This is a genomic window from Microseira sp. BLCC-F43 (assembly GCF_041929235.1).
Classification (GTDB): Bacteria; Cyanobacteriota; Cyanobacteriia; order Cyanobacteriales; family Aerosakkonemataceae; genus Microseira.
Genome location: NZ_JBHFNP010000111.1, coordinates 45,957 through 58,886 on the forward strand (window position 1 = coordinate 45,957; position 12,930 = coordinate 58,886).

The window sequence follows — 12,930 nt, forward strand, 5'->3', positions numbered from 1 at the left end:
TGGTTTGAACGAGTTGCCTTCCGAGGCAGCGCGGCGAGATTTATCCAGGTTTCGGCACGAAAACGCCACCACGCCGATGGTGTTCACCACGCGGGATTTTGGTGTGGGGGGCGACTTAGACATTGGCAAAAAGTTGGAAATGCTGCCCCTGACCGAATCACAGATGCGCGAATTTGTCAACAAGTATCTGCCAGAAGGGGGCGAGCAGATGCTGCGACAATTGGGCAAGCGGTTGCGGGAGTTTGGGCAAACGCCGCTGCCTTTAATGATGCTGTGTTCCCTGTTTAGCGCCACGGGAGTTGTGCCTTCTAACCTGGGTTTGGTGTTTCGCCAGTTTACCCAGAAACTCAAGCAGGATGCCCCGGTAATGGATGAGTCGCGGCGCTGGTGGCAGCCGTTGTTGCAGCATTTAGCGTTTAAAATGACCCAGGGACACAAACAAACTGAGTTGCAATTGGCAATTCCCAGGCAAGAAGCGGAAGAAATTATGACGGCGTTTCTGCGGGATGAACAGTTTGATAAACCTAGAGATCGTGCTATTTCTCGACTGGAAGATTTACTCAAGCATCACTTAATTCAACTGGGGGTAGGCAATCAAATTGAGTTTCAGCACCCGCTGATTCAGGAATATTACACCGCTGAAAGTTTGCTGGAAAAATTACCCCATCTCAGCGATGAGGAGTTGAAACGCCAATACCTAAACTATCTGAAATGGACAGAACCTTTAGCGCTGATGTTGGAGTTGGTAAACGAACAACAGCAGGCGCTGCGGGTAGTGAATTTAGCCATTGATGTGGACTTGCAGCTAGGAGCAAGATTGGCAGGTGCGACAAAACCAGAGTTTCAAGTAGCAACAGTTGGGTTAATTACCCAGATGGAAATTCCGCTACCAATCAAGATGCGGTTATTAGCTAAAACCCGCTCGGATTTAGCACTTGGAACTTTATTGCAAGCGTTGAAACATCAAGAACCGCGTATTTGTAAGCGGGCAGCAGAAGCGCTTGCTGCTATTGGTACGGAGACAGCAGTAGCAGCGTTAGTACAGGTGCTGAAACATCAAAATCCGGATGTTTCCAGGCGGGGGGCGGAGGCGTTAGCTGCGATTGGCAGCGAAGCGGCGGTGGGGGCGTTGGTGCAAGCGATGAAGCATCCTGATTCCGATCTTCGCAGAAGTGTGGCTTATGCGATCGCCAACATCGGCACCGAAGCATCGGTTACCGCTTTAGTGCAAGCTTTAAACGATACAGATTATGTGGTTCGCGGTATTGCCGCTGAAGCATTAGGAAATATCGGCACTGAAGCAGCAACGGAAACCCTCCTACCCGCTTTAAAACACCAAGATTATATTGTTCGCAGAAGCGTCGCGACAGCATTAGGAAAAATTGGCAACGCAACCGCTGTCGATGCGATCGTTCAAGCTTTAAACGATGAAGATTCTGACCTGCGCGTCAGCGTCGTTGCCACCCTGGGAAAAATTGGCAATACCGCCGCCGTAAATGCCCTACTTCAAGCTTTAAACGATGAAGATTATATGGTGCGTTGGAGTGCGGCAGAAGCATTAGGAAAAATCGGCAATCCAGCCGCTGTTGAAGCATTGCTCCCCGCTTTAAACGATGAAGATTCCGATGTTCGCAACAGCGCAGCAGATGCCTTAGCAAATATCGGCAATGCTGCCGCTGTCGATGCCCTAGTACAAGGTTTGAAAGATCAAGAATATTATGTGCGTTGGAGTGCGGCGGATGCATTAACCAATATCAATAAAGACACCGCAGTTGAGCCGCTACTCGATGCTTTAAGCGATGATGATTCTTACGTTCGCAGCATCGCCGCCGAGTCATTAGGAAATATTGGCAATGATGGAGCAACCGCAGCCCTACTTTATGCTTTAAACGATGAGGATTATGTCGTGCGTTGGAGTGCAGCGGAAGCGTTAGGAAAAATCGGCGATCAGGCGGCGGTTTCATCGCTGATTTTGGCTTTAAACGATGAAGATGATTACGTTCGCAGTAGTGCGGCGGAGGCGTTAGGAAAAATCCCCAATCCAGCAGCTGTTCAATCGCTGCTTTTGGTATTAAAAGATGAAAATGCTAACGTTCGCAGTAAGGCGGCGGAAGCTTTAGGAAAAATCCCCAATCCAGCAGCGGTTCAATCGCTGCTTTTTAGTTTAAAGGATGAAGATGTTGATGTTCGCAAAAGTGCAACCTATGCCTTGGGAAGAATTGGCGATGCTTCAGCGGTTGAATCGCTGCTTTCTAGTTTAAAAAATGAAGATGTTGAGGTTCGCAGAAATGCCACTTATGCTTTGGGAAAAATCGGCAATGGCGCCGCTGCTAAAGCCTTACTTTATGCTTTAAATGACCCAAACTATCATATTCGCATAACCGTCGTTGCAGCGTTAGGAGAAATAGGCAATGCAGAGGCGGTGCAAGCTTTGTTCTACGCTTTGAGAGATGAAAGTGTTGAAGTGCGTAAAAGCGTAGCGTATGCGTTAGGAAAAATCGACAATGCCGCGGCAATCGAAGTGCTTAGCTATGCATTGGAAGATGAAAATTTTGACGTTCGTAGGAGTGCAGCTTATGCGTTAGAAAAATTATCCAGTTCAGAAATATTACCTCGTCTGAACGAGTTTCTTCTGACCACAGAAGAAATTTATTGGCTCGATACCATTGCAGCAATTCAAGAGCGCTGCAATTTTTACAATCATACCCTCACACTCACCCCAATCGATCTTACAGTAGAAGAGTCAGCATCTATGCCAACCGTCCAAACTATTTCTGTCCCCAAATCCTTCATTCTTCACCTTTCAGATTTACACTTTGGCACCCTCGCCGAGGCGAATAATTGGTACGGCACCCTCGCTGACGATTTAAACGATTTGTCATCGGAACTCGATTTTAATCAAATCGACGCGCTAATTCTTTCTGGCGATATTGCCAATCGCTCGACGGAAGAAGAATACCATGCTGCGGAAAAGTTTATCACCCAATTGGCTGGGGAATTTCGGATCAAGCGTTCCAATATTATTATCGTTCCCGGTAACCACGACCTCAACTGGGATTTAGGCGACAAAGCTTATGAAAAATGTCGAGAAAATGGCAGGTTGGTTTTAAAGTGCAATCACGAGGTACACCAACGGCGTTTTGACCACTTCAGAAACTTTTATCAAGCTATCAGGATGGAATCTTATCCCTTGGAATACGAACATCAAGGGATTGTGTATCACATGCCCAGGCTAAAAATATTAGTTTTAGGTCTAAATTCTTCTTGGCAATTAGATAGCAATGAAACCAAAGAAGCTAGCATTCATCCCGATGCTATCACCTTCGCCCTGAATAAAATTCGCGACAATCAAGACTTCTATGAAGGCTTTTTGAAGATGGCAGTTTGGCATCATCCCCTCTCCAGTCCGTTTGAAGATCGAATCAAAGATAGCGGCTTTATGGAACGGTTAGCAAAAGGAGGTTTCCGCTTTGCGTTGCACGGACATGTCCACAAATCCGATAAGAGTCTTTACAGCTATGATGTCAGTGCAGGAGGACGCAAACTTAATATTATCGGTGCTGGAACTTTTGGCGCCCCCGTGCGCGAGTGGACGCCCGGATTTCCGCTGCAATACAATCTGATGAAAGTTGAAGATAATAAGATGACGGTTTATACAAGGCGTCGCGAAGAACTTAACGGCGCTTGGAAACCAGATGCGCGTTGGGAAGGTATTGCACCCTATCCGTTGCCTTATTATGAAATGACGATCTGATTTGAGATTTCAGATTGCAGATTGCTGATTTAAGGACTTACGCAACTGGCATATTTTTTCTCTCCGGGTGCGTGACGTTGTGAGCATATTTCAACGTAGCAATGAGACTTGTAACGTCACGCACCAGCCAGTAATTTTGACACGCAGCTTTAGTCCTGAGATTTGTTAGGAGTGCCGCAGGTGTAGCAGTTTTTGGTCAATTTTTAGATTTGTTCAGAGCTTGCATCAGAACCCACCCGGAAATAAATTTCAAAGGCTTTTAGCTCAAGTCGGTTAAAACCGACTAAATGCAATCAAACCAGTCGGTTTTAACTGACGCAGGTGTTGCAGTTTTTGGTCAATTTTTAGGTTTGTTCAGAGCTTGCATCAGTTTCCGAACCCGCTGGTAGAAATGGATGTTCAAAGAGAAGATATTGTGCTGGGTCTTCAGCCACCCTATGCGCGTCCAAAATGTGGATTGCGATCGCTCGCACGCCGCAAGCGATCGCCGTTAGCAGATTACCTACATCGCTACTGCAGGTTTTGACCAAACATAGGGCTGGAATGCTTTATCTAGAGGTGTTTTAGCAATATGATTTGTGTAGTTGTGGATAATTTTGACAGCTATTCCTAAAATTACTTCCAAAACTTGTTGTTTAGTATAACCTGCTGCCAAAAATTCTTCGATTTCTCGATCTTCTAACCAGCCTCTTGTTGCGATCGCTCGTTGCGTAAATAGGCGCAATGCTTGCAATTTAGGATCTGCCAAAGGTTGTCCATTCCGAAGTGCATCAATATCTTCAGAAGCCATACCAACCATTTTCGCTAACCCGGAATGAGCTGCCATACAGTAACGGCAATCATGTTCGTAATTTGCAGTTAGATAAACAATTTGTTGCTCAATTGGTGTCAAACTGCTGGAGGCAAACAAATCCCACAATGCCATTCCGCCTTTCAAGGCTGCGGGTGCTTCTGCTAAGATTCCCTCCAAATTGGGAATTAAACCAAATGTCTCCTTGGCATGAATCAGGGCTTCCTTTGAGGCTGCGGGTGCAGTTTCCAGCGTATGAATCGTAAATTCCATCGGTTTTCACTCCAAACAATTCTCAGGTAGACAAATCTGTCTACCTATCATAGATGCTAGTATAGCTGTATGGAGACAAATCTGTCTACTGCAAAAAACATGACTGGCGAATCAAGTGCTGCGCGGCAAAGAATTTTAGAAACTGCGTCGCAGCTTTTTTATCAAAAGGGAATTCAAAATGTTGGTATTAACGAGGTGATTGCCGCTTCGGGGGTTGCCAAAAGAACGCTGTACAGGCACTTTCCCTCAAAAGATGATTTAATTCTGGAAGTGATGCAGCATCGTTCAGCACAGTGGATACGCTGGTTTGAGGAATCTGTTGCTGACAGAGGTAATACAGCGAAGGAAAGATTGCTTGCTACGTTTGATGTGCTTCAAGGATGGTATGCTAAACCTGATTTTCGGGGATGTCCTTTTATCAACGCGGTTTTAGAAATTGCCGATGCTGCTCATCCAGTTCATCAAGTTTCAGTTGATTTAAGAGAGGCAATCCGTACATATATTATGCAGTTAGCCTCTGAAGCAGGAGTGCGCGATCCAGGATCGTTCTCGCAGCAATACTTACTGTTAATTGGGGGCGCTAGTTTAATGGCAACAATTGAAGGAAATCCGGCAGGAGCGCAACAAGCTCGCAATATTTTGTCTGTTTTGATTGATGCTAGTTAGCGATCGCTTAAACATCTCTAAACCTAGCTGCAAAAATTATTGCAGATTGACAAAGTTTTTGAAGTTGAGAGCGATCGCTAACCATTACTCATAAGAAGTGCTTATTTCTTCTAATAACACGCACCAGCATCTCTTAAGCCTATTTTAAATGAGTCATTTGGAAAAACAACAACTCTACCAAAACCTCCAAATCTTTCCATTTGAGCAGGACTCTGAACGTGACAAAAAGCACGATTATTTACATTTACGAGATAAACATTTGGTTTACCATCTTGTCTATAAAAACCGTTTGTAATAATACCCAATTCTACTTGTATTTTGTCTCCAACTATTTTTTGAATATACTCATCTTCAGCAAGACCTTGATGAGTAACTCTCTTTTGATATCTACCATCTCTTATTGGAGAAAAGTCAGCATTTCTAGCGATATTTTGAGCGTCTTGATCGCAGATACTTGCATTACAATTAATTTTTTTTGAACACCTGAAATTAATTGGAAGTACAGTAATATTTTCCGGCAAATTACGTGGATTTAAACTAAAATTTGTTTGCCATCTATTAAAAAAATAACCTACATTTCTTGGAATATTTCTTGAAGTAAGCCGCAATCCACCTGTTGTAACAGGATCAATAACAGCTACAAATTGAACTTGACGCTTTATCCGAGGTAAAAGTTTCAAAATTGAATCACCACCAAAACTATGTCCAATTAAAATTAAAGGACGGTTTCTGTCAAGATGGTTATTGATAAAATCTTCACCTTTTCTCAAAAATTCAACATCAGTACTCGTAAAACAACGTCCTAGTTCGATACCCCTACAAGTTATTGCTCCATTTATAAAATCACTATAAGGAACTTTAATAATTTCAGCATTCATAGCCAATAGCCTTGATTCAAGCTTATTCATACGCCAAGCACAGCAGTCCTGATAACCATTTACAAAAACAACAAAAGGACGAACAGGTAGAGGAGGAGCAGGTGGTATATCTTCATATATAAGATTTGATTGAGATATTGTATTAAGTTTAGGCTCTGCATTCAATTTTGGTGTTTTTGCCAGAATTAATGTGGTAGTTAAAGTAGTTATTGCAAAAACCACTGGTATAAACATTTTTGATGGCTTCATAATTACTTTTGGGATAGCTTCTCTGGTCGTCTCAGATAATAATTCTGCTGATTGTTCTACAGATTGCGATGCTCTAGTGGTAGCTTCAGCTAAATTCTCGCTAGTCTTGACTAAAGACTCACCCAGTACAGAAGCAATTAAGTAACCTGATAACCCAAGATTAAAGGTATTGAGAAAACCCCAAAATCCATCTTGTTTACGCATTTTAAGCTCCAACTAATGTCTAACTTATTTGATTGAATTAGTTTTTTGTTGACTTGAAAACTGCTGTCAAAATTAGGGCTATTCGCGCATATTTCGTCACTGTAAAGTAATTAGCAGCCCACCTTCGATCGATCTAGCACTAACACTCTCTATACCTTGCTCCAAAAACTAGCTAAGTTCCTGTTGCATTGTCTCAAAGCTAATGATTTAGTTGGGTTTGGTGCGATCGCAGCAAAAAGCTGGATGGACACTTACCCACCCTAGCTTCCCTGAATTAGAGCCTATTCATCTAGAGGTTCGTAGTCATCGAGTTTCTTATCGAGTTTCTTATTTTTGAGAAGCCTGTCCCATTCCTGCTGAAATCTCTTCTGAAGAAAACTCTGCATCCACTCCTCGGTATACTGCACTTGTTCACCCTTAATATTGGATTTAACAATCTCGCGGAACAACGCCCTGAAGCTGAAACCAAGCGCGGCTGTTAGTATGGCACCAATTGTTCCATCAACCAAGCTTCCAAGCGATGTTCCTACACCCGGAATAAATTTGAGAAAGTCTGCCAGGAGAAGTCCTATAACAGCAGTAGAAACTCCTCCTACTATTCCTCCTACAAAACTCGTCACGACTTGAACAGGCTTGAAACCGTAAATGACTGCTATACGGGCAACCAAGCCAACTTGCCCAGCCAACAACACAGGAGTATCTGAGAAGGGGATAGGGGAAAATCCAATCCAGAAAGCAGCCGTTGTGGCTGCAATAATGATATCTCTCGTTTCTTTGTCTTTCTCACTGAGGTTTACTTGCTGGGCAGCTATGAATGCACGTCTAAGTAAGTCGGGAAGTATCTCCAGGGTTTTACAAACGACTTCATCAAGACCATAAGGTTCGCAGGTAAGTTTTCCGCGTTTCATCATCGGACTTGCTGCAACTTCGATGATACCTACTTGGTTGGGTATGTTCGATTCATCAATGACATTTTTGAGGCTGTCAATCTGATTTTCATCCGCTATATCGCTTTTTGATAGGATGAACAGTACGGGTATATCTTTCAGTGAGTTCCGAACGATCCTAGCGTCAAAGTCTGTAAAACGCGCCCCTGGAGCATCTACTAAATACCAAACGATGTGAATGCGATCTTCTAAATTTGCTGTTTGACGCTGATTCAGAAAATTTTCTGTATCCTTTAAAAACTTCTGCTCTCCTTCAGCACCCCCTTCCCATCCGGCTGAGTCATAGATATTCACTAACACATCAGGGCTAGAATAGCATTTGTATGACAAAGTAACAGGTTTACCTGCTCCGACTCTTGCCACATCGCTGCCAAAGATTGCATTAATCAATGAACTTTTACCAACACCTGCTCTCCCAATAATTAAAATATTTGGCTTTTTCAGTTGGTTGAATTCTTGCTGAATATTTTCTTGAAAGCGTTTTTGAAAGTCGTTAATTGAAACTGAGAGAGAAGTCTGTGACATGATTTAACCTCATTTTAGCGGGTCATTAACATCAAAGTTTTTTAGAACATCAAAAGCACAACAGCAGCGCGAACAATATCAAGTTTGGATTGGCATAACCCCGTTTATTTACATCGACAATATAACAACAGCAGCCAGAATAATTCTTTGTCCTTCTTCTGACTTAAGCCAATCCAATACTCTAGGTCTTGGAGTATGCTGTTGAATAATGGCATAGCCCTTTGCTCTGGATAAAATATCTAGCGGAACTGTTGATTGCCAGGTTTCAGTCCGATCGCTCCGTTTTATCCATTTACCATCAACACCATATCTGTGTTGCTCAGTTGCCCAAATTGGAAACTTTTGTTCATCGGTTATTGCGATGAAAACACCACCTGTAAACCCCATCAATTTTACATTCGTCCAAGTTCGAGTGGTAGCATACAGATTACCATTCGAGTTGATGGTAAACGAGGTGTTCATATGTCCACCTCCTACATCATCATGATGTTCTCCATTGACAGGAAAAGAAATCCCCATATCTGTATTACTCCCCCATCAGGATAATCAGTACTTAATTAATACTTTAAACAAGCAATTCCGAGATATACCTAACACTTATTAGCTGTTTTATTAGCAATTTTTTCCAATAGTTTATTAGTTTTGTTAGGTCAGACCACCTGAAACCTTGTCCCATCAGGCTTTGCTCCAGGTTGACCGCCAAAAAGATACGGACTTACAACGGTTTTCAATTGGGTCAGGACTTACGCACGACCTTGCTATCACCTTTGTTTCTGTATAGATCTCTAGTTGCCAAATCAACGATTTTTCATAGAAACAAAGGTGTTTTACGTAAGTCATATGGGTGTATCACAGGCAGTTGTAAGCTGCCGGTTGAACCCCTGTCAGTAGTCAACCAAGCTCAAAACCCGATCTAACTAACTTCTCTGGGGTTGTCATCCCATCCGGAAAAGTACGTCTAATTTTTAAGCAAAGTTTAAAAAAACCTGCATTTATTGAATTTTTATTAAAAACATTCCATAAAACTCCAGTCAATTACTGATTGATATTCAATACTTACGTAGATATAAATATAAATAAATTGTTTCTGGGGTAGCAGCTATCACTTTCTTGCCCATCGCCACAGAATACTTTACCCCTAAATATGGCATTTTCCCAACTCCTAACATCACAGTCAGAAAAGTTTCCCCAAGCGGCTAATAGCTGGAATCTCTCACAACTTTACAAGGATTTAACAGCAGCAAAGCGACTGTATACGAAAATTCAAAAACAACAACTGACGCCTCTAGAACAAGCCTATCTTCGTGGAATACTTTGCGGTCAAAGTCCTCCGGAAATTGCTACAGTACTCCACCGAGATATCAAGGGACTGAGAGTAGACTTATCGAGAGGACTGTATCGCTATATTGAAACTCTCACCCAGAAGCGACCGAGAAATTGGAAAGAAGTTCCAGTTATACTAGAAAATGCTGGCTACAAGCAAAAGGCAATTGTAGAGATAGATAATATAGTACAGATAGAGAGGTCAAAAATGGAAACAGTTAAATTATTGATGAATGGCGATAATCAATCGGTCATCTTGCCTAAAGAATTTCAAATCCAAGGTAGTGAAGTTTATATCAAAAAAATTGGCGGCGTCATTGTTCTGATTCCCAAAGAAAATCCTTGGCAAGCTTTGTTTGATAGTTTAAACCTATTCTCTGAAGACTTCATGGAAACTAGAGAACAACCCATTCTAGAAATTAGAGAGGCATGGGAATGAGGTTTTTACTAGATACTAATATTTGCATCTACATCATCAAACAGAAGCCTGCCAAAGTTTTGGCAAAATTTCAAACCCTCAACCTATCTGATATAGGGGTTTCATCCATAACGGTGGCAGAACTAGAATATGGTGCTTACAAAAGCCAACGTTCAGAGCAAAATAGAGCCGCCTTGAGTCAGTTTTTAATTCCTCTAGAAGTCTTGCCATTTGATGAAAGAGCAACCCAGACTTATGGACAAATTAGAGCCGAATTGGAACCCAGGGGTATTGCAATCGACTCGATGGATATGTTAATCGCATCCCAAGCAATCAGCCTTGGTCTGATTATAGTTACAAATAATGTGAGAGAGTTGTCACAAATTCCAGGATTAAGTTTGGAAAATTGGGCAGATTAAATTATTAATAAATTGACGGTGCGTTACGGCGCAAAAATGAATTAATTGCCCAAAAATAAAATATGCAAATGCGCCTAACGCACCCTACTTCAAAAACTTTGGGAAAAGGACGCTGTCAGCCACCAAATTGCTACGCCGAGACTTGCTACAACAGCTACGGTGGTAGCAACTGGATGCTTTGATGCTTTCACATACAAGCTACCGGATCGAATCCATCCCTGGTGGGTTCCTCTTTCGTGCATCCCATAGCCAGGATGGTAGAGTGCGTTGTCTTCGCGATCGCGCGAAGGGCGATCCGATTGCTGGGAAGGATACATCCAAATTTCCATCAACTTGTCCATCAATCGCGGCGCTAAAGCACCTAACACCGCAAAGAATTTCGCCTGGAAGCCAACGTACATATCCCGCTTCGGATGTTCGGCTGAATATAAAATTGCTTCTGCTACCGCTTCCGGCGGGTAAATCATCCCCCGATGCGCCGGTTGTTTTGCCATATAACTGCGGGCATGTTCGTTATATGGCGTGTCGATTCTACCGGGGTGAATCAACGTTACCGAGACGGGTATCTTATCCTTTTCTAACTCCATCCGCAGCGCATCCGAAAAGCCGTGCAGCGCGTGCTTTGTAGTACAGTAGGTGGACTGGATCGGCGTGGCGCGATCGCCAAAAAAGCTGCCGATGTTGATCAGCGCCCCGCTACCTCCCCGATCTTGAAAGTGTTTCACAGCAGCGCGGGAACCATATACAACGCCCCAAAAGTTAGTATCGAACATGCGCTTCATGTCAGGTATCGTAACATCCATGCAGCGACCGAAAATCGATACACCCGCGTTATTAACCCAGGTATCGAAGCGTCCAAAGTGTGCGATCGCTGCATCCGCAATCCGATTCACATCTTCTTCTCGCCCCACATCCGCGACGACGTAGATTGCCTCACGCCCAGAAGCGCGAATCTCTTCCACCAGTTGACGCAGCGCCTCCTCATTCCGCGCTGCAACAACTAGCTTAGCGCCTTGCTTTGCAGCCATTCTCGCGGTTACCAAGCCAATGCCGCTAGAAGCGCCGGTAATGACAATGACTTGGTTTCGCAGCGGTTTAAGTGAAATAGCCATGACTTTTTACTTTAAACAAACAATAATTGCAAATGATTTGCGATCGCTAATCATTAAAAGTATCTTTTAGCTTTTTAACAATCCTCTTCTAAAAGAAGTAGATTGATGTATATCCATATCATTCAACTAATGTAGGGGCGGGTTTTACCAACCATGCGGTGGCACCACGAGATATTTCCTTAAACCCGCCCCGGCTGACTATCAATTGCACTAGGAATTTTGTATTTATCAACACAGCCAAACTTAACATCAGACTCGTACTTTAGATAGAAGTTAAGTTAATTAACGAAGAGATAAAGTTAACACTCAAACCATCTTATAAACAAAAACCTTGGTAATGAGTAATCGATAATTGTCACATTAATCCAATTACCAATTACCAATTACCAAGCCAATATTTATTCCTGTCTGTTCAGGCTGGGGGCTTTAATGTTTAAATTTCTTAAATCCGTTGGCGATTATGCTAAGGAAAGCTTGCAAGCAGCCCATATCGGACAAGGGTTAGCAGTTACTTTCGACCACATGCGCCGTCGTCCGATTACAGTACAATATCCTTAGGAAAAGCTGATACCCTCTGAACGTTTCCGAGGCAGGATTCACTTTGAATTTGATAAATGTATCTCTTGCGAAGTTTGTGTCAGGGTATGCCCGATCAACCTACCAGTAGTAGATTGGGAATTTAACAAAGAAACCAGAAAGAAACAGCTAAAGCACTACAGTATTGACTTTGGGGTTTGTATTTTCTGCGGCAACTGCGTTGAGTTTTGCCCCACAAACTGTTTGTCATTTACCGAAGAATACGAACTTTGCGTTTACGACCGTCACGAGTTGAACTTTGATAACGTGGCGATGGGAAGATTGCCTTACAAAGTCACTCAAGACCCGATGGTGAATCCGCTGAGAGAATTGGTTTACCTACCCAAAGGAGTGATGGAACCTCACGAAGTTTCACCTAAAGATCGTCGCGCAGGTCGTTTCCCAGAAGAAATTTTGGCAGAAATGGAAAAACAGGAAGGAAACAGCCAAAACTAGCACCCCTAAAAACCGGGTTTCTTGCTACCATCTCTGGTCACAAAACCTCACCCCTTGATTGCGTAGGGACACGGCATTATATATATCTCGAACAAACAAATAACTTTGATATTGCCGTGTCCCGGCTGCCGAGGGTGAATAATCGCTCGGAAATGATATGATATCACGATCAAAATTGGCGGTCGGGACACGGCAGTAGAAAATCTTCGCGTTTTGGGCAAAGCTTATTGATGCCTTGTCCCTACATGACAATCAAAATTGGCGGTCGGGACACGGCAGCAGAAAACCTTCGCGTTTTGGGCAAAGCTTATTGATGCCTTGTCCCTACATGACAATCAAA

Annotated in this window: 10 protein-coding genes and 1 pseudogene; 5 read left to right on the forward strand and 6 right to left on the reverse strand. The window is 43.0% G+C overall.

Features of this window, described 5'->3' with window-relative positions; genetic code table 11:
* Nucleotides 1-4 precede the first annotated feature (4 nt).
* On the forward strand, nt 5-3,754 hold the full coding sequence (locus tag ACE1CM_RS16420; RefSeq protein WP_374878585.1) for a HEAT repeat domain-containing protein: 3,750 nt from the start codon (nt 5-7) through the stop codon (nt 3,752-3,754).
* 344 nt (nt 3,755-4,098) lie between these two features.
* Here ACE1CM_RS16420 and ACE1CM_RS16425 read toward each other — a convergent pair whose 3' ends face one another.
* Together ACE1CM_RS16425 and ACE1CM_RS16430 are read right to left on the reverse strand one after the other, a co-directional pair.
* Nucleotides 4,099-4,284 (reverse strand): hypothetical protein, encoded by a 186-nt coding sequence (locus ACE1CM_RS16425; RefSeq protein ID WP_374878586.1) that lies wholly within the window; start codon nt 4,282-4,284, stop codon nt 4,099-4,101.
* Entirely contained in the window at nt 4,257-4,817 is a 561-nt protein-coding gene (locus ACE1CM_RS16430; RefSeq protein WP_374878587.1) for a carboxymuconolactone decarboxylase family protein, read from the reverse strand. The genes ACE1CM_RS16425 and ACE1CM_RS16430 overlap by 28 nt, the downstream gene beginning before the upstream one ends.
* A 99-nt stretch (nt 4,818-4,916) precedes the next feature.
* Between ACE1CM_RS16430 and ACE1CM_RS16435 the strand changes: the two genes are divergently transcribed.
* The gene (locus ACE1CM_RS16435) at nt 4,917-5,483 is read left to right on the forward strand and encodes a TetR/AcrR family transcriptional regulator (RefSeq protein WP_374878588.1); all 567 of its coding nucleotides are present in this window, start codon (nt 4,917-4,919) and stop codon (nt 5,481-5,483) included.
* Between the two features lie 110 nt (nt 5,484-5,593).
* On the opposite strand, the gene ACE1CM_RS16440 is transcribed toward ACE1CM_RS16435, so the two are convergent.
* The 3 genes from ACE1CM_RS16440 to ACE1CM_RS16450 form a co-directional block, all read right to left on the reverse strand.
* Nucleotides 5,594-6,814, reverse strand: a complete 1,221-nt coding sequence (locus ACE1CM_RS16440; protein ID WP_374878589.1) for a hypothetical protein — start codon at nt 6,812-6,814, stop codon at nt 5,594-5,596.
* 281 nt (nt 6,815-7,095) lie between these two features.
* Nucleotides 7,096-8,286, reverse strand: coding sequence for a GTPase (locus ACE1CM_RS16445; RefSeq protein ID WP_374878590.1), 1,191 nt, complete (start codon nt 8,284-8,286; stop codon nt 7,096-7,098).
* Nucleotides 8,287-8,394: 108 nt separating this feature from the next.
* Entirely contained in the window at nt 8,395-8,748 is a 354-nt protein-coding gene (locus tag ACE1CM_RS16450) for a hypothetical protein (protein ID WP_374878591.1), read from the reverse strand.
* A 682-nt stretch (nt 8,749-9,430) separates the two neighbouring features.
* On the opposite strand from ACE1CM_RS16450, the gene ACE1CM_RS16455 reads away from it, so the two are divergent.
* Both ACE1CM_RS16455 and ACE1CM_RS16460 read left to right on the forward strand, forming a co-directional pair.
* Nucleotides 9,431-10,048, forward strand: coding sequence for an antitoxin (locus tag ACE1CM_RS16455; protein ID WP_374878592.1), 618 nt, complete (start codon nt 9,431-9,433; stop codon nt 10,046-10,048).
* Nucleotides 10,045-10,446 carry a type II toxin-antitoxin system VapC family toxin gene (locus tag ACE1CM_RS16460; RefSeq protein ID WP_374878593.1) on the forward strand — a complete coding sequence of 134 codons (402 nt, stop codon included), beginning with the start codon at nt 10,045-10,047 and terminating at the stop codon, nt 10,444-10,446. The genes ACE1CM_RS16455 and ACE1CM_RS16460 overlap by 4 nt, the downstream gene beginning before the upstream one ends.
* Nucleotides 10,447-10,535: 89 nt before the next feature.
* Here ACE1CM_RS16460 and ACE1CM_RS16465 read toward each other — a convergent pair whose 3' ends face one another.
* Nucleotides 10,536-11,558, reverse strand: a complete 1,023-nt coding sequence (locus tag ACE1CM_RS16465; RefSeq protein WP_374878594.1) for an SDR family oxidoreductase — start codon at nt 11,556-11,558, stop codon at nt 10,536-10,538.
* A gap of 429 nt (nt 11,559-11,987) precedes the next feature.
* On the opposite strand from ACE1CM_RS16465, the pseudogene ndhI reads away from it, so the two are divergent.
* A pseudogene (ndhI, locus tag ACE1CM_RS16470) lies at nt 11,988-12,590 on the forward strand (NAD(P)H-quinone oxidoreductase subunit I).
* The last annotated feature ends 340 nt before the right edge of the window (nt 12,591-12,930 follow it).

Coding starts and splice junctions, on each gene's coding strand:
- ACE1CM_RS16465 (WP_374878594.1), bottom strand. CDS start 11,558: ATGGCTATTTCACTTAAACCGCTGCGAAACCAAGTCATTGTCATTACC.
- ACE1CM_RS16455 (WP_374878592.1), top strand. CDS start 9,431: ATGGCATTTTCCCAACTCCTAACATCACAGTCAGAAAAGTTTCCCCAA.
- ACE1CM_RS16440 (WP_374878589.1), bottom strand. CDS start 6,814: ATGCGTAAACAAGATGGATTTTGGGGTTTTCTCAATACCTTTAATCTT.
- ACE1CM_RS16450 (WP_374878591.1), bottom strand. CDS start 8,748: ATGAACACCTCGTTTACCATCAACTCGAATGGTAATCTGTATGCTACC.
- ACE1CM_RS16435 (WP_374878588.1), top strand. CDS start 4,917: ATGACTGGCGAATCAAGTGCTGCGCGGCAAAGAATTTTAGAAACTGCG.
- ACE1CM_RS16445 (WP_374878590.1), bottom strand. CDS start 8,286: ATGTCACAGACTTCTCTCTCAGTTTCAATTAACGACTTTCAAAAACGC.
- ACE1CM_RS16430 (WP_374878587.1), bottom strand. CDS start 4,817: ATGGAATTTACGATTCATACGCTGGAAACTGCACCCGCAGCCTCAAAG.
- ACE1CM_RS16460 (WP_374878593.1), top strand. CDS start 10,045: ATGAGGTTTTTACTAGATACTAATATTTGCATCTACATCATCAAACAG.